Source organism: Kitasatospora sp. MBT63 (assembly GCF_000710465.2).
Lineage (GTDB): Bacteria > Actinomycetota > Actinomycetes > Streptomycetales > Streptomycetaceae > Kitasatospora.
On record NZ_JAIZ01000139.1, the window covers coordinates 40,739 to 64,533 of the forward strand.

The following is a 23,795-nucleotide window of genomic DNA, read 5'->3' on the forward strand; positions in this document are numbered from 1 at the left end:
GGACTCCGTGTCAGTTGGACGGCGCGAGCGGCGTCTTGGGGAAGCGGATCGGGGCAGGAGCGTCGGGGGCTGAGTCCCCTGGGGCAGAGCGTTCGACGGATCGGACCTCGCAGCCCGCGTAGACCTGGTGCCGCAGAACAGCGGCGGAGGTCGCCGGCCCCTCGATGCGCATGGTCAGTCCGCCCTCCGAGGTGAGCAGCACGCGCATGGCCAAGCCCCGGCGCGGCGTCAGCCGCCACCGGCTGGCTGCGCGCTGGGCATGCGACAGGTGCTGCGCGAAGCGCAGGATCTCTTCCGGCTTGGGGTCGAAGGATGTCGTCGGCAGCAGGTCGTAGCTCACGCGAGAGCGCAGGGCCCGGCGGACCAGAAGGGCCCGGAAGCCGGTCAGGGCACCGGCACCGATCACCACTGCCGGCAGCCACAGCCAGATGGTGGCCAGGAGGTAGGCCGGGGTCTGCGCGATCAGGTCGGGCAGGGCGCCGACGAGGTCGATCGCCGAGTCGATGATCGTAGAGGTACTCATGGACGCTCCTTCGTGTGCGGGGTCGGCGGGGAAGCAAGGGACCTGTTCCAGGTCGCATGCATAGAGGCCGGATTCGGGCGCCGTGTGTGACATCAACCGGGCGGAATTGCATCCGATGCAACAAGCGGCTGGGCCGGAGAAAGCACGTCTGACCTGCTCAGAGTCATGGGGAGGGGAGCCCGGCCGGGGAGGGATGTGCGGTCGGACCTGCGACGGTCTACATTAAACGCCACGATGTTGTATCTGATGCAACCATTGAGGCGGGGATGAGAACGGTCGATCTGCCGGGAGCGATCCACCTGGTTGTGCCGGACAACGTGCGGGCCTTGGACCCGGCGCCGGCGATGTTCAGCGCGATGCTGGAGGGCTGGTCCAGGCAGCAGCTGAGCCGCCTGCTCCAGCGGAAGACGATCGACGACAGGCTGGGCCTGGTCCGCCGCTTCGCCGAGTACACCGGCACCTACCCCTGGGAGTGGACGCCGGAGGACGTCGAGGCGTACTTCGCCTCCCAGATGTCCAAGAGGCCGCCGCTCGCCCACTCCACCGTCCGCGGCCAGCAGGGCGACCTGGCGATGTTCTGCTCCTTCATCACCGACTCCCGCTACGGCTGGTCGTCGGCCTGCGAGGAGAAGTTCGGGCAGTTCCCCGTCCAGGTGTGCCACGAGTGGAACACCGCCGACCACGTCGCCGAGTACGAAGGCCGGCCCGGCCGGCGGGCGCTGACCTACGACGAGCTGCAGCAGTTCTTCGACGCGGCCGACAACCGGGTCGAGCGCATCCGCAAGCTCGGTCGCAAGGGCTCCCTGGCGGCCTGGCGCGACTCCGTGATGCTGAAGTCCGTCTACGCCTACGGGCTTCGCCGCCGCGAGTCCTCGATGCTCGACCTGCAGGACATGCGGCACAACCCGCGGGCCAAGGACTACGGCCGCTTCGGCGCCCAGGAGGTCCGCTTCGGCAAGGCCTCGCGCGGAAGCCCGCCCAAGCGCCGCACAGTGCTCACCGTCCCCGAGCTCGACTGGATCGTGGAGCTCCTGGAGGAGTGGGTCGACGAGGTCCGCCCCCGCTTCCAACCCGCCCAGCACCCCGCGCTGTGGGTGACCGAACGGTGTGGCCGCATGTCCGCACGCCGGCTGGACGAGGTCTTCGCGACCATCCGCCAGGAGGCCGAGCTCCCCGAGGAGCTCGAGCTCCACTGCCTGAGACACTCCTACATCACGCACTTGATCGAGTTCGGCTACCCGGAGCGGTTCGTCCAGGACCAGGTCGGCCACCGCTTCGGTTCCACCACCGCCCTCTACACCTGGGTGTCGGACGAGTTCCGCAACCGGCTGCTGGAACAGTCGCTCAAGCGCCAGTCCGTACGGCCAAGCCAGCGCCGCACGAAGCCGGAGAAAGGAAGCAGGAGATGAAGAAGAACATGAGCATCCGCTGGAACCTGCGGAAGCTGATGGCCGCACGGGACCTGTTCCAGACCAGTGACCTGGTGCCCCTGCTGGCCGAACGCGGTGTCCACCTGTCACGCGAGCAGGTGTATCGACTCGTCGCACAGCCACCTCAGCGCCTCTCGATGGACACGCTGGCCGCGCTCTGCGACATCCTCGCCGTCACCCCGAACGACCTCATCGAGGTTGTCGAGGTCAAGGCCCAGGTCGCCAAGCCGACCGCCTCCGGCGAGACCGCCAGCAGCGAACCGGCCCCGCCGACCCGCCGCACCCGCGTCCGCCGGCCGGAGGGCCTGTGACCCCTCGCACCACGCAGGAGTTCTTCGACCGGCTGGTCGCCCTGGTGGCCGCCGACCTCCCGGAACTGGGAACGGAAGGCGCCGCAACGATCCTCCGCTCGATGGACCACCGCACCCGCCGCTTCCTGCGGGAACATCTGGAGGTGTTCCCACAGGCCCTGACCAGCGGAAGCGCCCACGCGACGCCGTGCGTCCAGCGCTTCATCACCGTGCTGCGGGAAGCCGGCTACACCCGCGTGAAGCAGCCGGCCTGCCCGCGCTGCGGACTGCTCCGCCCGCTGGTCGAGAACGCCTCGCCCGGCATCGGACACCTGTGCAGGAACTGCTTCTACCTCAGCAAGACCGGCTCCTGCCGACGCTGCGGAAAGACCCGCCCACTGGTTTCCCAGGGCCACTGCTCGGCCTGCTACCGCCTCCACGTGGGTCCGAAGAAGGTGTGCGCCGCCTGCGGCCGGCTGACAGTCTGCTCGGCCGGGACCGGCCGACTCCTGTGCGACTCGTGCCGTCCGCGCCGCCCGAAGCCCTGCACACTCTGCGCCAAGTCCGCTGTGGCATACGCTCATTGGCCACTCGGGCCGGTCTGCGGAATGTGCTACGACCGGAACCGGCAGCACCCGGGAACGTGCACCCGGTGCGGCCAGCGCCGGGTCCTGATCGCCCGACTCGACGGCCAACCGGCCTGCGGCCCCTGCGCGGGCAGCACCACCGACTACCTCTGCACGCACTGCGGCAACCCAAGCGACTCGTCCTTCCGCCCGACGTTGTGCGCCCGCTGTGCCCTCAAGGTCGAGGTGGCCGACTACTTCGAGGGCCTGCCCCCGGCCGCCGCACGGCAGTTGAACCCGCTCCGCGAAGCGTTCAGCCGCACCGACCAGCCCCAAACCGTCGCCTCCTGGCTCCGCAATGCCAAGGGCGCCCGCTTCCTCCGCGACCTTGCCCGGGCCGGACGCGAGGTGACCCACCAACGTCTCGACGCCTTCACTGCGGAACACCCCATGGCCGGCGGCCACCTGCGCAAGCTCCTCGTCGCCGTCGGAGTCCTGGCCGCCCGTGACGAACACCTGGCCCAGGTCGAACGCCACCTGGAGCGCGTCATCGCCCGCCACCCGCAGTTCAGCGCGGTACTCAGGGCCTACGGCCGCTGGAGCGTCCTTCCGCGCCTGCGGCGCCGAGCCCAGCGGCGCCCGCCCACCAGCTACGTCACCAGCTGGGCGACCACCCGGATCAACCGCGGGGTCCAGTTCCTGACCTGGGCCGCGAACCAGCAGGTCGAGCTCGCCCAGGTCACCCAGGAGCAGGTCGACCAGTGGCTCACGGAGGGATCGCGCGCCCGCTACCAGCTGCGCGACTTCCTCGTCTGGACCGCCCGCCGGGGCCTGTCCCGAGACCTGCTCGTCCCCCACCTCAGCAAGCCCGACCCGGCCGGGATGGACGAGGACGACCACTGGGACATGCTCCAGCAGTGCCTCCACGACGACGAACTCCCGCTCGACGTCCGTGTCGCCGGCGCCCTGGTCCTCCTCTACGGCCAGCAGGTCAGCCGCATCGTCAGGCTGACCGCCGCCGATCTCAGCCGAACGGGTGAGCAGACCTTCCTTACGCTCGAGCAGGCGCCCGTGCTGCTGCCCGCGGATCTCGCGGTGCTGGTCACCGAGCTCAGCGACCGGCCGGACAACGCCGCGGTTCGAGGCAGCGGCGCGACCCGCTGGCTCTTCCCCAGCAACCGTCATCCGAACGGCCACTGGCAGCCGGCCACCATCACCAAGCGCCTCAACCAGGCTGGCATCCAGGTGAAACCAGGCCGCGCCACCGCGCTGACGAACCTCGGGCAGGACCTGCCGCCGGCCGTACTCGCCTCGCTGACCGGCATGCACATCGTCACGGCAGAGAAGTGGTACCGGCGGGCGGCTCCGGACTGGGCCGTCTACATCCAGAGCCGCCGGAACAGCTGAATATGGGGCGTCACGAATGACGCTCCCCACCAACAAGCGGCCGAGAGGTTTCTCGGCCAGCCGAATGGATGACGTCTTTGCAGGTCAGGCGATATGCCGCATGGCCAGGACCTCATCGCGCCAGTCGTTGAGGGTGCGGATCCGCACGTTCAGGCCCGTCCTCGGCGCCTCGATCACCTGGCCTTCCCCGATGTACATGCCGACGTGCTCGGGGCGCGTGGCGGTGCCGCGGGAGAACAGCAGGTCTCCGGGGCGCAGGTCGGCGATCGAGAGGACCGCCGTGCCGGAGTTGATCTGGTCGTACGTGGTCCGGGGGAGGTTCACCCCGGCCGATCCCCAGGCCATTTTCACCAAGCTTGAGCAGTCGCAGCCGTTCTGGCCCGCGTACGGGGAGACGCAGTCTCCGCCCCACACGTACGGCGTGTCGAGGGCGGTGCGCGCGGCGGCGATGGCACGGCCGGCGCCCTCGGAGCCCTGCGGAAGCGGGATCGCCCCATCGCCGCTGGCCGCCCACTGCGCCGCACGCTCGCGGATCAGCCGCACGTAGTCCCGGGTCTCCTGGTACGGCGGGATCCCGTTGTACTTCTTCACCGCTCCGGGGCCGGCGTTGTAGCCGGCCAGCATGTTCTCGGTACTGTCGCCGGCGACGCCCTTGAGCTCCTCCGCCAGCGCGCAGTCGAAGGCGGCGGCCGCCGGCACGGCGTCCGCCGGATCGAACGGATCCTTGCGGCCGTCACCGTTGCCGTCGACGCCGTAACTGCTCCAGGTCCCGTCCATGAACTGGGCGATTCCGCGGGCATGCACCGGCGACTCTGCCTTCGGATCGAAACCCGACTCCTGGAAGAGCTGCGCGGCCAGCAGCGAGGGCGTCAGCTGGGGGCACTTGCCGACGAGCGCGGTGGCGATGAGGGAGCGCAGCCACTCCGGCACGGGGGCGGCGGTCGTGATGCCTCCTCCGGGGCCGGTCTCGCGCCCGGGCTGGGCCGAGGCCTTGCCGATGGTGCCCGCCACGGCCAGCATCAGCGCGACGAGGAAGACGCCGCCGGTGAAGAGCGCCGTGCCGGCCGTCTTCAGAAACTTGTTCATCTCGGGCTCTCAGGCGTTCGGCAGCGCCGTGACGCGCCAGCTGTCGTCGGTACCGGCGCGGACCTCGAGCGCCGCTTGCTCGAGGGCCACGGTTGTAGGGGTGCCTGGCGCGGTGATGGTCACCCGGTAGGTGACTCGCACGACCGCGACCGCGCCGGTAGGCGCGGGTGCTCCGTCGGGGAGCGCGACCTCGATGACCTCGGCGACGACCTGGGCCTGCTGGCTTCTCAGCTCCTCCCATCGGTGGGCTGCTGCGGGCCGGGGTGAGGAGAGGTCGGCCCCGAGGTCCGGGGAGGCGACGGCAGAGGCGCGGCGACCGGCGTCCTCGAAGGAGGTGTCATGGCCGGGCCGGGCGTCGTGAGAAGCCCAGGCCGTCACGAACCGGCGGGCGACCTGCTCGACGGCGGCGGGTATGACGACGTGCTGCTCCGGCTCACCCGTCGCACCGCTGGAGGCGGCGGTACCCGGGAGGGGAAGCCCGGAAGAGGTGTGCACCGCCGACGGCTGAGGACTGGCCGCTTCAGTTCCCGTCGCGGCGGCCGGCCGCTGGGGGGCAGCGTCGTGCGACGGCACTACCGCGAGCAGCAGCACACCGATGACGGCGAGCACGACGGCTGTGGCGAACAGGGCGGCGGTGGCCATCTTCTGGGCACGGGGCGACATGCGGGACTCCCTGGCGGGGTGGGTTTGTGTTCGGGTGGGACCGTGACGACGGCCGGGTGGTGAGGGTGCGCCGGGGCGCCCTCACCACCTGGTCAGCTCTCGTCGCCGGCCCGGTTGGCGGGACCGGCCGGCCTGGTGGCCCGGCGCAGTCGCCTGGCGGGCGCGCTCGGCGGGGCGGTGCTGGCCTCAGGTGCGACGGACGGCTCGGCCGGCTCCGGACCGGCTGCAGCCGGCTGAGCGTCACCGGCCGGCTCCACCTGCGGCGCCTCGGCGTCGGTCTCCTGCTCGGGTGCTGGCGGTTGCTCCGGGTCCTGAGGTTCTGCCTTGGGAGAGGGGGCGACCAAGCCAGCCGTCGAGGCCGAGGTTGGCGCCGGCCGCAGGCCGCTGCTCGGCTGGGGGGCGGGCCCGGGCACTCGAGGCGCGGTGGCCGCGGACTTGGCCCGCGGGACCCCGGTGGTCGGCTGCTGGGGGGCGAGCGGCTGGGCGAGGCCGAGCTGCAGATAGGCACCCTGGCGGCCGACGAACCGGGCCGCGGTGCCGACGTTGTCCCGGTACTCCTGCATGAACGCGGACGCCTCGTCCACCTTCTTGCCGACCTTGGTGCTGGCACGGTCCTTCGCTGCCATCAGGTCGCTGCGTACCTGGGCGGCGCGAACTCCGGCTGCCTGGGCCCCGCGCTTGGTGGCCTTCACGCCTCGCGGGACGCTCACCGGTGCGCCCGCGGTGGCGTACACCGCGAACTTGCCGGCCTTGGCTCCGTAGCGGGCGGCCATCGCCGCTGCCTTGCCCGTGGCCATGGTGGCGCGCCCGCCTCGCGTCTGGGCGAGCTTGTTGGCCGCCGCAGTGGCGATCCTCTTGCGCAGGTGCTGCTTGGCCGCGTTCTGGGCGGCCATCTTGGCCGCCGTCGCGGTGCCGCCGGTGCCGGCCGCGACCGCCACGTTCGTGGCGAGGCGGGCGGCGGCTCGCAGTTTCCCGCCCTTGGCGCGGCCCTTCTGCGGTCCGACCCACAGATCGCGGGCCCGGCGTCCGGCCTTGCCGATGGGCTGGGTGACCTTCCGAGCCTCGGCCTTGCTGTCCCCCCAGATCTGCTTGAGGCCCGGCGCCGTCTCCGCGTACCGGCCGGGCGAGGAGAACACCGAGTTCCGTGAGCCGCCCACCCTGGCGTTGGCCAGGCGGCGGTTCAAGTTCACGGCGATCTGGCGAGAGGTCTCCTTGATCTTCTTTTGGCCTGCCAGCGCGGCGATCGCGGTCAGGTCGATCGCGACGAATTTGGTCGCGAGGACCTTTCCGGTGTCCGCGTCGATCAGCGCGAGGATTATCAGGATGAAGATCGCCAGGAAGAGGATGGCCAGGACGACACTCAGGACCGACTTGATGACCGCCGAGACCCACCGCCAGAGCGTGGCGCGGCCGCCGCCGGGCAGGATGCCGGCCGCCAAGGCCCAGTGGCCCTGGATCGCCTGGAACGCCAGCCACCCCTGGGCGACCAGGAAGCCGCCGGTGATGAGGACCAGGAGAACGACGACGATCACGGCGGCGATCGCCACGAACAGGGCGCTGAACGCCATGTCCGCCGAGGCCTTCTTCGCTTCCGGCTCGACTCCGCTCTGCTCACATGTCTTGAGGAAGTTGGCGCCGGCGTCCTGGAGTTGCTGCAGGTACGTTGGTCCGCCCGCGGGGTTGGCCCGGTTGCCTTCCCAGGCGTTGAGGCCCATCTGGCCCCAGTTGTACTCGACGACCTTGTACTTGCCGTACGCCTTGGCGCAGGCACCGTCGAAGGTGCGGCCGTACTGCATCAGCTGCGTCGGCTTGACGATGAGCGCATCGACCAGCGCGTCCTTGATCGGCTTGCTGACCTGCTCGGGGTTCGCGTCGACCTTGCTCGGGTCCTTGCTGAGCACCAGGGAGGAGACCTGGAGGCTGAAGTTCTTTGCTGTGCCGAGGAGGCCGTCCTCGGACAGCAGCATGGTCGAGCCCGCCGGGGCGGCCAGGTTCTTGTCCGTGCCCAGCAGCACCTGGGCCGGCGAGACGAGCACGGTGGTGGCCACCGCGGCGATGACGAGGGACAGGCCCGCCTCGGCGAAGCCGCGGCTGCGGTTGCGGAACATGATCTGCCAGCCCGCGAAGACGGCCGCGATCATCAGGAAGAGCGACGGCAGCCCGAGGCGGTTGATGACCTGGTCGCGGATCGTGGTGGCGATGCCGTCGACCGGCTTGACGAGGATGCCGGCGAGGCCGAATCCCAGGGCCCACTGGAGGAGCCAGCAGGCGAAGCCGACGACCCAGCGCGCGACCGAGAAGAAGAGGACGGCCAGCACGTTCCAGATCTTGAGGTCGAAGTCGTCCCACTCTCCGGTGTCGCTGCTGACGGAGTACGCGGAGATCGGCACACCCTCGCGGTCGGTCACGTTGAACGGCTGCAGCAGCCCGTCGCCGGCGTCGGTCGGCGGGATGCTCAAGTCCTTGACCGGCTTGCCCTGCGGGTCCGGGGGCGCCGGCGACGTGCCCGGCTTGGGGGTCCAGGACGGTCCGGTGGCCGGCGTCGTCGGTGCCGGGCTCGGCGCCGGCGGGTTCGGCCCGGGCTGCGGGGTGGCGCTGGAGCCCGGCGGCTTCGGCGCCGGGCCCGGAGACGGGGTCGGGACCTGCGGGTCGGCCCAGGCCATCGCGGCCACGAAGGCGAGGAAGATCGCGATCGGCACCGCGACCAGCCACAGCCGACGCCGGCTCGGCCACCGCAGCCGGCCCCCGCCGGTGGCGTTGGTCTGCCGGCTCACGAGGTCACCTCCGCGAGGAGTTCGGACAGGCTCGGCTCGTCCTGGCCCGGCGTGGTGTGGATCGCCTCGGCAGCGGCCTCGTCCGCCGGCGCCAACACCTTCATGGCGCCGATGCGCTTGCGCAGGTCGCGGTACAGGCACTCGCCGGCGCGCACGATCCGCTCCTCGTCGGAGAGGTTGAGCGGCGACAGGCCCTCGGTGATGAGCTTGACCATCTCCAGGTCGTCCGGGTCCAGGTCGAGGAACTCCAGGCAGCGCCGCGCGAGGCTCTTGGCACGGTGGCGGAAGACGAAGATGTGGCTCAGCAGAGCTCGGATCTTGTCCCCGATCTCGTTCTTCGGCCCGATGTCGTAGGGATCGTGACTGCCCACGAAGGCGCCCGCATTGTGCTTGCGGCCGTCGGCGATGATCTCCAGCAGCAGACCGGTGCCCTCGGCCGACGCGGTCAGCCACCAGACCTCGTCCAGCATCACCGCGGTGAACTCGGCGGGGTTGGAGAACGCCACCTCCCGGCACAGCGCGGTGATGAGGTACATCAGCCGCCACCCGAAGCGCTTCTCCACCTCCAGCGACCTCAGCCGGTGCTCGGCCAGGTCCTCTCGGCTGGGCAGGCCAAGGCGGTCCACCGAGAAGACGATCGAGTCGGCGTCGCTGATCCGCACGATCGGCAGCGTCGGGTCGAACACGACCCGCCCCAGGTCCTTCTTGCTCAGGGCACGGAGCTTGCGCACCAGCTCGGACGCGGCGGCCCGGATGACGTCGTCGTTCGGCTCGTCGGCGTCCGCCGTGCGGGCCCGCACCGCGAGCGTGTCGATGAGCGCGCTCATGCTCGGCTCGGGTCCAGTGCGCGTCGCCTCGATCGCGTCGGCGAGGGTGATGCCCTCCACCGACATGCTCGCGATGTCGAGCAGCGGCGTCAGGAAGGACTCGGTGTAGCGGGCGGCCCGGGGGCCGCGGAAGATCCGCAGGGGGTCCAGGGACAGGCCGGCGTTCTCGTCGACCGTGACGATCTGCGTGGTCCCGGGGCAGGCCAGCGCGAATCTGGCCCATTCCTGCTGCGGCGTGCGGTCGATCACCAGGACACGGCCGCGGCTGCTCCTGCTACCGACCCGCCGACCCGTCGTCAGGACCGAGTGCATCGCGCACTTCATCGCGAAGGACTTGCCGCTGCCGAGCTCGCCGACGAACGCGGCGGACGCGGAGGCGTTCACCCGTGGGCCGTGCGAGAAGTCGGTGAGCACCGGGCGCACGCCGCCTCCGGAGAGCTGGAGGGCGAACAGGCTGCCGGTGTCGTCGCCCAGGCCCTGGCCGCAGAACGGCATGGCCATCGCGAAGTCCCTGGCCAGCAAGTACTGGGTGTAGTCGAGCAGGGGGCGGGGCGTCTTGGTGCCGGGCAGCATCGCGTGGAAGAGCGCGACCTGGTCCCCGACGGGCCGGACGAGTGTGTACTCGTTGCCCCCGAAGTGGTGCTGCAGCAGCGTGATCCGCTCGTCCGCCTCCGCGGGGCTCTGGCCCCACACGCAGAGCGCGACCGAGGCCCGGATCTCCACCTCGGTGGAGGACGAGGTCAGCCGGTCCCGGTACTCGTCCAGCGACGCGGACGCCTTGTCGAGACTGGCCGGCACGCCGGCGGTCTCACCGTCGTACTCACCTCGCTGGTTGGCCAGCTCGCGAGCCTGGCGCCGTGACCGGGGCTCCGCCTTCGAGCCCTGCTCGACGTTCATCCTCACCGCCCAGTCGACGGGGAAGCTGAAGTCGTCCAGCGCAGCGAGGTACTCCGAGCCGGGGAAGACGAAGGACTCGGGCATCTCGGAGAGCACCGCGAAGGCCTGGTAGCTGTCACCGTGCTCGGTGGTGGCCTTGACGTACCGGCGGCGGAACGGGTTGCTCACCGCTCCGCCCCGGTCGCTGCGCCCGCCCTCGTCGAGCACGACGGCGGTGTGGGCGGCGAGGGTGCGGCCTCGGCCGCGGACCCCGCGGCGGCTGCCTTCCTCCGGAAGGAACGGCTCGTCGATTCCGCGCCGGGCGCTGTGGCCGTAGATCCACAGGATCTCGGCCTCGGTGGCGGGACGGAGCTTGATGCCTGCGGGCCAGGACGCGGCGAGCCGACGGGCCTGCTCGAAGCGGCTCTTCTCCTCCTTGAGCGCCACCGGCGCCACCGGCAGGCCCAGGGAGGCCATCACCTCGACCTGGACGGAGGACAGGACCGCCCGGGTGGTCTGCTTCAGGTCCAGGTGCGGCAGCGGTATCGCGAGGAAGTCGGCCCGGCCGCTCAGCTCGAGGTCCTCCAGGTCCTGGAGGACGCGCAGGCTGATGTCGACGTACTCGGGCGAGTGGTCGAGATCGACGCCGGCGGTCATCCGGCGGACCACGGAGGCCGCGTCGACGGACGGGCACAAGGAGAGCAGGAGCGCCTCCCCGCGCAACGCCTTGAACAGGGACTCCAGCGCGTCGAGCCGGGCCCGCTTGGTGGCACGGCTGGCGTGCGTGTAGTTCTCCTCCGCGACCCGCCACACGGCCCACACGGTCGCGTTCGTGGTCCACAGAAGATTGCCGCTGAGGTGACGGACGGGCAGGCGCATGACGGGTCCTAACAAGAAGAGGGGAGGGGCGGGCCTGGGGCGGCCCGCCCCGGGCATCTCATGCCTCGTCGAGCGAGGCGAGCAGGTTCTGCAGGGTGCTGCGGCTTCCGGGGCTTCGGCGGCCGGCGCCTGCCGGCGGCCGCGGGTCCTCCGGAGCCGAGGCGGGACGGGCCTTCGGGGTAACCGGCCGCGGCCGGTTCGGAGCCGGTACCGCCGCGGGCCGAACGCGCTGCGCCGTCGGTGCGCTCCGAGTACTGGCCGGTGCGGTGGTGGCCGTGCCGTGCGGGTCGCTCGCGGGCTCGGGGGCGTCGCGCTCTCGGACGGTGCACCGGCCGGTGGCTGCCTGGATGCGTCCTCGGCGCTGGGGCCGCCCGGCGAGGCGGCCGGACCCAGGCGCGGAGAGGTAGACGAAGAGGCTGCGAATCGCCCGGGCCGGATCCCGTCCGTCGACGCGCGCGTACCGCATCACCCAGGCCAGGCCCCACGGCAGCACGACCATGATCACGATGTCGAAGAGCCCGAAGTGGGCCCAGAGCGCGCGAGTCATGATCAGGACCACGAAGCCGATGACCATCGTCACGAGCTGCGTGATGGTGTACGGGCCTCCCGGGATCCGCCCCGCCCCCGGCAGCTTGCCGACCACCAGCGGGTGGCGGCGGGCGCGGGTGTAGGAGCGGCCGATCAGGATCTCTTCGTCGCGGGTGAGCGGCGCACCCGGGGCGAGAGCGTGAGCGGCGCTCACAGCCGGCCGATCTCATGAGCGCTCGGACCCGGAAGCGCCTGGACGACCCGGACATGGGGAGCGCTCGCGGCGGGCTTCTCGTCGATCTCCGAGCCGACCTTGCCCTTGAGCGAGTCCATGTTGTTGATGCCCCAGAGGACCAGGGCGCCGAGCACGAAGGCGACGAGCGTGGCGACCCAGGACTTCGTCCTCCAGTAGGCACTGATGACCGCGGCGATCACCAGGACGACGGCGACCGCGAGTATCAGCGTCTTGACCTGGGTGGTCTTGGTGGTTGCCCAGGTGAGGACGTCACCGGCGAGCATCACGTTTTCGGGCTTCATGGTGGGGTTCCTCTTTCTCGGAGTGGGTTAGCGGGCCGGCGCCGACGGCGCGGTGGCGCGCGTGCCGGTGCCGGGGTCGGTGGGCCGGGGAGCGGCGCTCGGGGCCGATCCGCTCTTGAGCGCGGGCGCCTCGGTGAGCGCCCACACCTCCCAGCGGCCGCCGCGTGAGCGCAGGTCGAGGGCGTAGGTGAGCGGGTAGGTCTGGCCGGCGGTGTTGGTGGCGGCGATGTTCACCAGGAGCCGCCGCGCGGTGCCGTCGCTCGGCACGGACTGGATGCCGGCGTTGGCCGAGTTGTCGTAGGAGTCCGTGACCTTGACCGCGGTGTACGGCGCGGGGCTGACCGGGCGCAGGCGGGTGCCGGGAGAGCTGTAGCGGTCGAGGTCGCCGGTCCCGGTGAGGTAGGCGGTGAGGAAAGAGCTGGCGGTGTCGACGACGGGGTCGGTGAGGGCGTTTCCGCGGGTCGTGCCGTACGCCAGGTCGCCGGCCGACAGGGTGTCGGGGGCTGCGACCTGCGCCGGGAGTGACGTGGCGGCGTAGCCGACGGTGCTGTCGGGCTTGGCCGCGGCGCCGCCGGCCCAGTACGGGCCGACGGCCTGGACGCCGACCCGGAAGTACTGGACCGCGGTGGTGTCCGGCCGTCCGGCCTGGTGGCTGACGACCTGGGCGGCGACGGTCACCGCCCAGTAGCCGGAGGACACCTCGTTGGTGGCCACCGCGACCGTGCGGTTTGCGCTGCGGGTCCCGGGGGTGTTGGTGAGGGACACCGGGGTGGGGTAGTAGGGGGCGAGGGTGGACTCGGTGCCTTGGCCGGCCTCCAGGTAGGCGGCCACGTAGAGCTCGGCGAAGCCGGCCGGCGCGACACCGGACGCGGCCTTGACCACTGCGGGTGCTGTTCGGGTGCCGGCCGGTTCCGCTGCTGTGGAGGCCATGGCCAGCAGCCCGAGGACCGGGCCGGAGGCCACGAGCAGCCAGGCACCGGCGCGGGCCAGGCGCGTAAGCCCGGAGAGGCCGGCGGTGCTGGCCTTCCACCCGGTGACCTCGTGTTCGACGACGTCGTGCTCCTCGGGCGGCGTGGCCGGAGCCGTGGTCGGCTTCTTGCTGCGGCGCTCGCGCTTCACGCGCCACCTCGCAGGGTGCTGTCGAGGAGGGCGATCGCCGCCCGGACCTGGTCGCGCAGTTCCGGCGCCGGCCGGCGCCGGAGGGCGTCCATCGCCGCACGCGCCTCGTCCGCCTCCGTGTCGAGCCAGGCCCGGAACTGCGCGTGCAGCTCGGGGTCGAGGGGGTTGTCGATCAGCTGGTGTGCGAGCTGGATGACGTGCCGCCGAGCCTGGGCGACGCGTCGCTCATCCGAGTCCCGGCCGGGGTTGTGCGCGGTCGGTGCTGCTGTCATCGTGAGCGCTCCTGAATGTGCGGGTCGGGTGTGGGTGATCGGTGCGGTGGCCAAGGTCAGGCCGCGACGTCGAAGTAGGAGTTCAGGTCCGCGCCGCGCAGGGAGCGCACGGCGCGGGAGGCGCCCTGGCGGATCCGGGCGCCCTCGCTGCCCATGGCGCGGGTGGTCATCGCCGCCCGGTCGGTGGTGGTGCGGTAGTAGCCCGCGATCCGGCGGGCCTCGATCGTGGTGATCGCGTCCGCTTCGACCGCCCAGACCAGGAGGTCGATCAGTTCGGTGCGGGGGTCCGGGCCGGCGTCGGCGAGGTTCTCGTCCTCGGCCAGGAGCTGCAGGTGCGTGGCGCGGGCCAGGAGGTCGGCCAGCAGGGCGACCTGCTCGGGCTGGTCGGCCTCGGGGTCCACCGGGCGGAGGCTGAGGGCCTCGGCCATGCACTCCCGCTCGCGCTCCTCGCTCGAGCTGACGCCGATGAGGCGCTCGGCGAGCTTGCGGGTGTCCAGCGCGAGGTTGATGAAGACCCGGGCCGGCCGGTCCTCCAAGGGGTAGGTCCGCACGTTCTCGAACAGAGCGCTCAGGACGAGCGAGGCGGTGTCCTCCCAGTCGAAGCCCACCCGCACCAGCCCGGCGGTGATCAGGACGGCCTTCGGCAGCATGATCCGCACTCCGACGCACCAGGCCAGCTGGCCCTCGGCGCCGCCGAGGCGGGTGCGCTCGAGCAGCACGCGGAAGAGCGCGTCGTAGGCCGGCCAGTCATTGGACCGCCGCAGGTTGTCGAGGCGGTCGACGACCTCCTGCGGTGAGCGCAGGCCCGCCAGCTCCGAGAACCGCTCGGCCCACTCGGCGATCTGCCGGCGTGCGTGGGAGTCGTCGTTCAGTACGGCCCAGTCCCGGTTGAACCGGGCGAAGGAGCCAAGGTCGGGGTCGCAGTCGCGGGTACCGGCATGGGAGAAGTCGATGGAGGTGGCCACGTCCGTGCCCGTCCCTTCGCGTCGTCGGCTGGTGATGACGCTGAGACTGGCTGGACCCCCCTTGTCCGCAGTCTTGACCTGCGAAAGCGCGCTCCGGGGACAAGGGGCCACCGCCTGGTGGGCGGCGAGCGCTCGCGCTGCCGCGCAGGTGGGACAACCTCGGGGCAACCTCCGTGATCGCTCCCCGGTGGTGGGGGGTGAAATCTCCGGGGTGAGCGTCGGGCGGGTGCGCTCACCGGTCGGAGTGGCGGGAGCGGGGCGCTCAGGACGGCTCGGATGGCGCCGGGGCAGAGGGGCGCTCATGGTCGTGTTGCCGAGTCCGGGGCGGGCGCAGGTGCCCGCAGCTGGTGAGTGCGATCGCTCCTGGGACGACCGCCGAGCGCGTGCCCGGCACGACGAAGGCGCCCACGCTCCGCTGCAGGGAACTGGCCGGCCCCCCTGGCTGCGGATGCCCGAGACATCGCGGGCATCCGTGTGAGCGCCAGCCGGACCCCGGGGACAACCCCAGGTCAGCACCCTCGGTCAGCGGGACAACCGATGGCGGACTCCGGGACAACACGGCCGAGCCGCCTGCTTGCCCCGGGACAACACGGCGACGGTTCGGTACCCGTCCCCGCGGCCGTTCCCCCTGGGGCGGCTCGGCCGGGGACAACATGCGCGCCGCTCCGGGTTGTCCCGCTCACGGTGGCGACTCGTTATCCGGCAGCTGCGGAGAGCGGGAGCGCCGACCGGAGGAGCGGAGCACCCCGGCCCGCTCGATGGGACGCGACCACTCGCACCCGCGCGCTGGATGCGCTCACGACCGACGAGCAACGCGGAGCGCTCCGGCGCCCCCGCTCACGAGCGGGGGCCAAGCGCTCATGAACGCATGACGGGCATGTGCGCCGACGTCCGACTGGAAGCCGAAGCAACCATCCGAGACCGGGGCGCGGGTAGGCCGGGAAGCCCATGCGTGTCCGCCGCGAGCCGGGCGGCGAGGCGAGCGAACGCGGGATGTGCACCTGCGGCGGCGGCGGCCTCGGCCGCGGCAGCCGCCGCCCGCCGCACCGAAGCTCCACTCTCGGCTGCGTCCTGAGCAGTCGCACCGGAGCGCAGGGCCCGCTGGACGGCCAGCTCGGCGGCGGCCGTGACGGCGGACTCGTGCTCACACCCCGCACAGTCGCCGCCGGCGAACAGCTCGCCCCGCCGACCGCAGCCCGGGCAGATGCCGCGGACGGCACCGGCCGAGGGCCCAGCTGCGCACTGGTCACAGGTCCCGAAGTGGCTCGGTGAGCCGTGGAACGTCCGCCCGCAGCTCCCGCAGGCGGTGACCTGGGGAAGCTGCGACAGAAGCCAAGCCAGGGGGGACCGGATTACCCCCCGGTCGTCCCGGGGCCCCTCGAAGCTCATCGGAGCAAGCCGGGCGACCAAGTGCTGACCCAGGTCGGCGGCAGTGCGAACGCGCAGCACACGAGCGATCGCCTGAGCGGCGACCCGGTGCTCCCGGGAGTCGAGCCGGTCCACGAGCGGTGCGATCTCGGCCATCACGGACAGCACTGGGGCACTGGTCAGCTCCACCGTCCGGCCGGGCCCGCGCCTGGTCTCGGTGGACGACGATGAGCGACTGGGTTGGCAGTTCTCCGCGCGCAGCGCGTCCAAGGGCTCGCCCGCTGAGCGCTCATCACCGGCGCTCACCCGCGGAGCCGGGACCCTCGCGTGCGCACGCGCGCCACCGGCGACGGCGAGTACCCCGATCTCGGCTTCGCCGGAGTTACCCCCAGAGACCTCAGCAGAATCAGGGACAACAGCTGAAGCAGCGTGAGGAGCGTGAAGGTCCGCAGCAGCAGGCTGGTGTGCGATCAGGGGCCCGACAGTCTTTCGGGCCCGCCTGGCCTGGGACTTTGCCGCCTGCCGAGCAGGGATCTCTCTGGTTGCACTACCAGGGCGTTCGGTGGGGGCGGGTCCGTGGGGCGCCATGACGCTCAGGGGAGACGCGCTGACGACCGCGGGGACGAGGATCCGGCCGCGTCCGAGCAGCCCCGAGCGCGTGCTTCTCCTGACGAGCTCGATCGCCCCGTGCTGCTGGAGCCGGCCCAGCACCTTGGCCGCGCCGTCGGGAGTGCACCCCAGCAGGCGGGCCAGCGTCGCAGCCGAGCGCCCGCGGCGCTCGTCGATCCGCCCCCCGCACATCCTCACCGATCCGTCCGAGCGCGCCTCCAGCGCGAGCAGGAGCAAGGCGAGCCGATCGGTGGCCGCGCCCCGGCCCTTGCGCTCGGCGAGTACACCCCCAGGAGTGTCGGCCCGGTCGGCGTGGCGCCACCCCGGGGCGAACAAGACCTCGAGCAGCCGCAGGAAGACAGCCAGCTCACGCCGCTGCAGCGCCAGCGGATGCCGAAGATCACCAGAGCGCTTGGCACCGATCATCGCGGGCACGCCGACGTCGAGACCGATCACCCCCGCCACGCCGCGGCGCTGTCGGCTCACCAGCGTGCCCGCCTTCCGCTGCCGGGCGAGCGCCTGGTCGATGGACGAGGCACCGACGCCCGCCCACCGACCGAGCTCGGCCGCAGTCGAGGACGCCGCACACATCCGCTGGCTGTTGGCCTTGGCCACCACGATGATCCGCAGCAGCCGGTCGAGGTCGCCGGCCCCCTGCATCTCGGGCTCGGCGAGCAGATAGTGCACAGCCGTCCGCAGTCGCCGGCGCATCCCGGAGCCGAGCCGCAGTGCGGAGGGCGTACCGGAGCCGGCCACCGCCTCCAGCCGACCGGCAGGAGCGACCGGCAGCGGTCCTTCCGCAGAGCCCGCGGCGACGCTCATCGGCCTCCGCCCGTCTGCAGTTGCGCACCCCGGCAGGCCCGGACCGACGAGCGGGGCCCGGCACCCCCGTAGACTCGGGGGCCTGGATTGTGGACGGCGTAGGCGCGCATGGATCTCCCGGCGTCTGCCCGTCGGACACCCAGGCAGCACGGTTCGGCCGGCGCCGAAGGCCGGCGCCGGATGGTCACGGTCATGGCCGGTCGCCACCCATGGGTGCTCCAGCCAGAGCTAGAGGCCGCCGAGGGGGCCGTCGTGTGACACGGAACGGGAAGAACACCTCGGCCGGGGACAACCTCGCGCCGCAGAGCGCGGTGCTGCGCCGAAGCGCGGACAAGTCGGCTCGGCCCGAGTGGTGTCCAAGGCCGCTGCCTGCACTGATGTGAGGGTTCACCGTCAACCAGCAGGTTGTCCCGGCCTCCCTGGCTGGTGTTTCCCCAGGTGAGCGCTACCGGCGGAGGCGTCGGGCAGGAGCCGTCAGGAGCGTGCCCGATGGCTGGGAAGAGCGGTTGCGCAGGAGGGTCAAGCTGACAAACGGCATGGCGGTGCTGCAAGATGTACTCCGTTCTCCCGAGGTTGCCTCGGGACAACACGAAGGCCCCTTCGGGGGTCGACTGCTGGAGGGCAGTTACTGCCGAGCCTTCGGGCCCGGTCTTCGCGAAGGGGAGCGGGAACTCCACTGCGCGGTGACGGCTGGTTGAGCGGAGAGGGATACTCCGCTGCCAGCGAGGAAGGGCGGACCGCCTCGGGATAGAGGTATGGCCGCCCAGTTCTCTCTTATGACACGCGAGCCCCCTTCAAGGGGGCGCTGAATCCGATCGCGCCAATGGCCGCGGACAGCACAAAGCCCCGCCGGAGCTGCGGTTGGACACGCGCTCGTGCGGCGGGTGCCGGGTCAACCCGCGTGAGGATGCGGGTAGCCTCGGTCATAGCGAGACACCGTCCGATCGGTTCTCGGCTCATTCCCCCGCGGCTTGCCTAAGGCCGCGGGGTTTTGCCTTTTCGGGCTTGCGTTCGGTTACTGGGATGTCACCCTATCCCGACACCGTGGCCGGGTGTCCACCCTGGTTTTCCGGGTGTTCTCCGCCCTGAAGCCTTAGGTGGAGGGCCCGTTGGTGTACGTGGCGGAGGGGTGCAGCGCCCGGACTCGATCCCCCCGCAGCGAGGCGATCTGACACCACCACGGCTCACCGTCGCGGAGCGCGACCCGGGTCCAGGACAACACCGTGCCGTCGCTGGCGAGAAGACGAGCCGTCTCGGGTGCCGCCTCCTGGGCCGTCATCCAGGCCCGGTGGCGGACATGCGTGCTGAGCTCCTCGAGTTCGTCGGTTCCCGCGCTGTCCGGACGGCGCAGGGCAGGGTGGAGATCGGCAAGGGCCGGCGGCAGGTAGGTCTCGACGACCGCCCAGGGTGCGCCGTCGACGAAGTGGGTGCTTCGGCGTAGCAGTACCTGCTCGCCGGCCGGTACCTGGAGCACCGGGACTACCGCTGGGGGTGCGGGGCAGACCTCGACGGTGGTGGCCTCTGCCAGCCCGGTCGTCGGCGAGACCACGACCAGCCTGCCCTGCTCGGTCGCCACGACGTCGACGGGCTGGTATCCGGCCAGCACCACGCTGCCGACCTGCGGAATGGTCTGGAGCAGGCCCTGGCTGGTCAGTATCGCGAGCGCCTCGCGCATCGTGTTGTAGGCGACGGCATGGGTCTCGCTGAGCTTGCGCAGCCCAGGCAGCTTCTCACCCACCGGGTACAGGCCGGCCTGGATGGCCGCTCGGACGGCATCGGCCGCGCGCTGCTTCTGGGTGGTGGATGCCGCCATGGGCTCATCTTGCCGTACCTCGGCACCTGGCAGTTCCATCGGGCTCCATTCGCGCTTGACGTTCGGGGATCTTCAGGGCAGCATGCTGAATCAACTGAAGCAAGTCAAATGATTCAGAGCTGGATGTGCGAGGCCACGCACACCTGAACCCGCCCGAGGAGGCCCTCCGTGCCCACCACCAACCAGCCCGCCGCCGCCGGACGCCACACCCGGCACCAGCACAGCTCCCCCGCCAGCCACCACTCCCCGACCGCCGAAACCATGCGCCGTCCACAGCTCCAGGCCGCGATCGCCAACGGCCACTGCTCGCTGTTCAGCCTCCCCGCCGAGGACCCCTTCGAGCGCGAGAAGAGCGAGACCATCGAGAGCTGGCACACCCGCCGGCAGCTCACCATCCAGAACATCTGTGGGGGCTGCCCCGCAGCCGCAGCCTGCGAGGAACTCGCGCTGCGCGACCGGGCCTACACCGGCGTCCGCGGAGGCCTGACCGAGGAGGAGCTGCGCCAGCGCGCCCGCAAGCAGGCCACGCGGCTCGCCGCCGCCCGCAAGGCCGATAACCACCTCCACGACCAGGACGCGCAGATCCGCCAGGCGTACCGCCAGCTCCACCGCGCCTGCGCCGTCAACTCCGACCGCTACACGGCCAGCACCCCGCAGCGGCACGCCGCGGTCACCACCGCACGCTCCAAGCTGGCGCACCTTCAGGCCGCCCGCCGGACCGAGAACGGTTGGGGAGCCCACCGGTGAACAGCAGCCCGTCGCCGGCCGGCTCCGCAGACCCACCCGAGATACTCGGCCAGCAGCCCACAGCCGCCGTGACTCTGCTCACGAGAACGGGCGTCGGATGTTCACGACTTCGGGAGGCGCGGCGCCTGGCATCTGTTCGATTTGCGGTGCCCGGTCGAACCTGGGAACCAGGCGGGCTCGCCTAGCACACCCAAGATCCATATTGGCGAGTTCAGCCTTTCTGGCCGGCGGAGGAGTTGAATCCGATCACCAAGGGGGTTCAGGTGACTACCTTCGGTGCTAGTCGCCTTGGGATCGGGCCCGAGGCTGTTGTGCTGCGCTGAGGGAGATTTGATGTCAACGCGTACGGAGGCGGACCAGTGGGATTCCGTCGGCCCCTACAGCTCGGCCGTGACGGTGGAGTGTCTGCCCACACCGGACGGGGATTCCCTGCTCCTGGTGTCGTCCCCCACTGCCGTGGGTGGCTTCTGGAGTGACGACTCCGGAGAAACCTGGCAGCGCGTCGAGCCGCCCACCCGCTACCCGGTGGGCACCTGTCTGGTCGGAAACCACGCGGACCCGCGGCGGTGGTGGCTGTCCACCACCGCCCTGCCCGGAGCCCATGCGAGCGGCGTCTACCGCACCGACGACAAGGGCGCGCGCTGGGAGCGCCTGGACGTCGAACCGCCGGCGAGTGAGTCCTTCCAGTCGATCTCTGCCCACCACGAGGGGCAGGTCGTGGTGGCGGTCACGGGGAGCGGCCACACGTTCGTGAGCCGGAACGGCGGCGACGACTGGCAGGTCGAGGATCTCTCGGGCGGCCGCGAGGTCTTCAAACTGGCGTTCCTGGGAGACGACCTCGTCTTCCAGCCCCTGCGGGAGGGGGGCCTCTACGCGGTCCGCGATGCCGCCGGTGAACCGCAGCCCCCTGAGCCCCTGGAGTTCTTGAACGACGGCCAGGCCCTGCACTCGTGGGACGGAGCTGGCCAAACCATCGCCGCAGTCGTCATGGGCCCCGGAGGCGGGCTGGTCGTCAGCCAGAACGCCGGCCACACGTGGGATGCTCCCCGAACTGATCTGCACGGCGGCACCGTGGTGGTGACGGCCTCCCACTCGGGTGACCAGATCCTGCACCAGTCCTCCACTGCCACCCGGCTCGACTCCGGCGACGGCTCGTTCCGGAAGGTCAAGCGGCCCGGAGGCACCGTGGCCGACTTCTGCCCGCTGCCCGAGGGCGGCTGGCTCGCCACCGACCGCGTCCACGGCCTCCACTCCACGACGGACTGGCAGCGATTCAACCGCGTCGGCGTCCCCGCAGCCTCGGTCACGGCCCTGGCCGTCGCCGAGGAAGCCCTCCTGGCGGGCACCGACACCGGCTTGTTCCGCACCCCCGCACGGATCACCACGCCCGACTGGCAGTCGCCGGACGGCCTGTCCGCCGACGGCAACCACGTCGTCGCCCTGGCCGTCCAGGCCGACAACCCGTCACTGGTGTGGCGCACCCGCAGGATCAACCTGCAGTGCGCGGCCGAGCGCAGCACCGACGGCGGTGAGACGTGGCAGCAGCGGGGTTCCTGGCCGGACGGCATCTTCGCCGTCCACATCCACCCGCAGAAGCCCGAGCGTATCTTGCACAGCTTCGGCTACCTGCACGATGACAAGGAGGTCCTCGGGGTGCGGACGACAACCGACGGCGGCGACTCCTGGGCGGAACACGACCACGGCCGCTTCTACCTGGGCCTCGTGGCCGATCCCGGCAACCCCGACGGCGTGTGGATGGCCTCCTACACCAACGGCCTGTACTACTCTGCCGACTTCGGCAAGACCTTCACGGCCAAGACCACCGAAGAGGCCACCGCCGTTCACTTCGCCGGCAACCGCCTTCTGATCGGCGGCGACGCCATCCGCTACAGCGACGACCGCGGCACCACCTTCCACACCGCGACCATCGAGAACAACCGCGGCCCCCAGCGCGTCGTCGCGTTCGCCCAGCACGACGGCGTCCTGTTCGCCGCCACCGCCAGCATCTCGTACCCGGAGAACCCGGTGGCCACGGCCGGGCGCGGGGTCCTGCGCTCCCGCGACAACGGCAAGACCTGGCAGGACGCCTCCGGCAACCTGCCGTCCCTCGACGTCCGCGCCTTGGCCGTCGACCCCGGACAGCGGTGGCTGTACGCGGGCCTGCACGGCGGCAGCGTCCACCGACTGGCCCTGTGACCGCCGAACCCGCCACCTGCCGGACATCCGCGCCCAGGCACCCCACGGTTCCAAGACCACTACGCCGGCTGCCCGACGCCCGTACTCAGGCCCACGACTGATCCAACGGACCATGAAGCCCTGGCCACCCGGCCGGGGCTTCGCCATCCACCCATCCACCCAGATCCCAGCGTGCCGACCCAAGCAGTTCGATTTCTGCCGACTCCGGGCGCCTCCCGAAGTGGTGAACATTTGTCGTCCGTTCTCATGAACAAAGCCAGCCGCCGACCTCCACGCACACATTGCCCACCTCGAAGGCATGCTGCGCACCTTGCGTGCCGAGAACACCGCCTTGCGTGCCGAGAACACCGCCTTACGCGCCTGGGTCGGCGGGGACCCCGTCGCACTCGCGTTCCTCCAAATGCACCGCACCCCGACGACCACCTGCGGGAGTACAGAGTGACCGCGTTCGAGGTCCCGACCTCACCGCCCTTCTCCTGTCCTGACAGTCCGTCGCTGGCGCGCTCGTCCTGACGGTCGGGCCGCTCCTGCTCGCCCGCCGCGGCGCTCAAGCCACCCGTCTCGTGGTGCGAAGGCCGCCGACAACCCCGAGCACCCGACGGCGGTCACTGAACGGTGACCACCTCGGCAAGGCCATCATCGGCATCTTCGTCGCCATCGCGTTGCTGCGCCTCGTCTGCCCTGTTCTGGTGGAGACGATCACGGGCCTCGTGGTGCTCTGGGTCGCATCAGCCTGGGCGCTTGCGCCACCACCTGCTTCCGATACCTCACGGGCCGGACCGGCCGGCCGCCGCGGGGCGTCCTCGTCTCGCCCGAAGGGGAGGAGTGATTTCTCTCCCCGACCAAGCAGAGCCGTGGTGACAGAGAAATCACCCTGGCTGGCGGGGCCTGAGTAGAAGGGAGATTTCTCTCTGGTCTCCAGGGGAGAAATCTCCCCTCCGTAGCCACCGCGACGCCGGCGGCCGCCCGCAGCGCCCGGCTCGGCGCGCCCCCACGCAAGCCGAGCACTCCTCCGATCCACGCAGATCGCCGAGTTGATCAAGGTTGCTTCGGAGGTTGCTTCGGAGGTTGCCTGTCGAGTTGCTCCGCGAGTTGCTCACCGAGTTGCTTCGGAGGTTGCTTCGGGATAGCCCCTCGAAATCGCTGAAACCGCAGGTCAGAGCCTACGGACAAGGGTCTTCAGAAACGCCGACTACTTCTCTGTGCGGTAGCTGGCGAAGTCAAAGGGGGCTGCAGTTTGGAGGGTGAGAGTGGGTGGCTGGGATCGGTGGTGCAAGGGAGTGGGCGGAAAGGTGTGGTGCTCGGTGGGGTGTTGGTGAGGCGGGTGTTGGGGAGCGAGTTGGTGGGTGGGCTGGGGAGATGGGCTGTCAGGTGTTGGTGGGTGGATGGGGTGAAGGGGCGTGGGGGGAGGTGGTGCTGGTCGAAGGGTGGGTGCGGGTGAGGGTGTATGGGGTGTGGGGCGAAGGGGAGCTGGCAGACGTGGGTTGGATTGGCGGGG

17 protein-coding genes are annotated in these 23,795 nt (G+C 71.0%); 5 read left to right on the top strand and 12 right to left on the bottom strand.

All coding sequences use genetic code 11. The features are described from left to right. Positions 1–10: 10 nt before the first annotated feature. Positions 11–523, bottom strand: a complete 513-nt coding sequence (locus tag AA75_RS09475; RefSeq protein WP_051812051.1) for a hypothetical protein — start codon at positions 521–523, stop codon at positions 11–13. A gap of 266 nt (positions 524–789) precedes the next feature. Between AA75_RS09475 and AA75_RS09480 the strand changes: the two genes are divergently transcribed. The 3 genes from AA75_RS09480 to AA75_RS09490 are packed head-to-tail and all read left to right on the top strand — an operon-like array spanning position 790 to position 4,216. After that, positions 790–1,932 (top strand): tyrosine-type recombinase/integrase, encoded by a 1,143-nt coding sequence (locus tag AA75_RS09480; protein WP_051812052.1) that lies wholly within the window; start codon positions 790–792, stop codon positions 1,930–1,932. Next, positions 1,929–2,264, top strand: coding sequence for a helix-turn-helix transcriptional regulator (locus tag AA75_RS09485; RefSeq protein WP_033819397.1), 336 nt, complete (start codon positions 1,929–1,931; stop codon positions 2,262–2,264). The genes AA75_RS09480 and AA75_RS09485 overlap by 4 nt, the downstream gene beginning before the upstream one ends. Next, entirely contained in the window at positions 2,261–4,216 is a 1,956-nt protein-coding gene (locus tag AA75_RS09490) for a hypothetical protein (RefSeq protein ID WP_033819398.1), read from the top strand. Before AA75_RS09485 ends, AA75_RS09490 begins: the two co-directional genes overlap by 4 nt. 84 nt (positions 4,217–4,300) lie before the next feature. On the opposite strand, the gene AA75_RS09495 is transcribed toward AA75_RS09490, so the two are convergent. The 11 genes from AA75_RS09495 to AA75_RS09545 all read right to left on the bottom strand — a co-directional run bounded on the left by AA75_RS09495 (position 4,301) and on the right by AA75_RS09545 (position 19,354). Beyond that, entirely contained in the window at positions 4,301–5,302 is a 1,002-nt protein-coding gene (locus AA75_RS09495) for a bifunctional lytic transglycosylase/C40 family peptidase (RefSeq protein WP_033819399.1), read from the bottom strand. 9 nt (positions 5,303–5,311) lie between these two features. After that, positions 5,312–5,965, bottom strand: a complete 654-nt coding sequence (locus AA75_RS09500) for a hypothetical protein (RefSeq protein WP_051812053.1) — start codon at positions 5,963–5,965, stop codon at positions 5,312–5,314. Positions 5,966–6,057: 92 nt separating this feature from the next. After that, positions 6,058–8,739, bottom strand: coding sequence for a hypothetical protein (locus AA75_RS09505; protein ID WP_233288973.1), 2,682 nt, complete (start codon positions 8,737–8,739; stop codon positions 6,058–6,060). Further along, positions 8,736–11,321, bottom strand: coding sequence for an ATP-binding protein (locus tag AA75_RS09510; RefSeq protein WP_033819400.1), 2,586 nt, complete (start codon positions 11,319–11,321; stop codon positions 8,736–8,738). The genes AA75_RS09505 and AA75_RS09510 overlap by 4 nt, the downstream gene beginning before the upstream one ends. A gap of 58 nt (positions 11,322–11,379) precedes the next feature. Further along, entirely contained in the window at positions 11,380–12,063 is a 684-nt protein-coding gene (locus AA75_RS45385) for a hypothetical protein (RefSeq protein WP_082526373.1), read from the bottom strand. Continuing rightward, the gene (locus AA75_RS09520; protein ID WP_033819401.1) at positions 12,060–12,386 is read right to left on the bottom strand and encodes a hypothetical protein; all 327 of its coding nucleotides are present in this window, start codon (positions 12,384–12,386) and stop codon (positions 12,060–12,062) included. Before AA75_RS09520 ends, AA75_RS45385 begins: the two co-directional genes overlap by 4 nt. A gap of 27 nt (positions 12,387–12,413) precedes the next feature. Then, entirely contained in the window at positions 12,414–13,505 is a 1,092-nt protein-coding gene (locus AA75_RS09525; protein ID WP_051812054.1) for a conjugal transfer protein, read from the bottom strand. Beyond that, positions 13,502–13,777 (bottom strand): hypothetical protein, encoded by a 276-nt coding sequence (locus tag AA75_RS09530; protein ID WP_033819402.1) that lies wholly within the window; start codon positions 13,775–13,777, stop codon positions 13,502–13,504. Before AA75_RS09530 ends, AA75_RS09525 begins: the two co-directional genes overlap by 4 nt. A 56-nt stretch (positions 13,778–13,833) precedes the next feature. Then, a complete protein-coding gene (locus AA75_RS09535) occupies positions 13,834–14,742 on the bottom strand; it encodes a hypothetical protein (protein ID WP_051812055.1) in 909 nt (302 codons plus the stop codon). A gap of 858 nt (positions 14,743–15,600) precedes the next feature. Beyond that, complete coding sequence (locus AA75_RS09540; RefSeq protein WP_033819403.1) at positions 15,601–17,541, bottom strand: hypothetical protein; 1,941 nt, start codon at positions 17,539–17,541, stop codon at positions 15,601–15,603. 1,093 nt (positions 17,542–18,634) lie between these two features. Continuing rightward, positions 18,635–19,354, bottom strand: a complete 720-nt coding sequence (locus tag AA75_RS09545; protein ID WP_033819404.1) for a GntR family transcriptional regulator — start codon at positions 19,352–19,354, stop codon at positions 18,635–18,637. A 168-nt stretch (positions 19,355–19,522) separates the two neighbouring features. Here AA75_RS09545 and AA75_RS09550 point away from each other — a divergent pair, with 168 nt between their 5' ends. Continuing rightward, positions 19,523–20,101: a WhiB family transcriptional regulator gene (locus AA75_RS09550; RefSeq protein ID WP_033819405.1), complete on the top strand. Its 579-nt coding sequence runs from the start codon at positions 19,523–19,525 to the stop codon at positions 20,099–20,101. Positions 20,102–20,434: 333 nt separating this feature from the next. Next, positions 20,435–22,297, top strand: coding sequence for a YCF48-related protein (locus tag AA75_RS09555; RefSeq protein ID WP_082526375.1), 1,863 nt, complete (start codon positions 20,435–20,437; stop codon positions 22,295–22,297). Positions 22,298–23,795 lie beyond the last annotated feature (1,498 nt).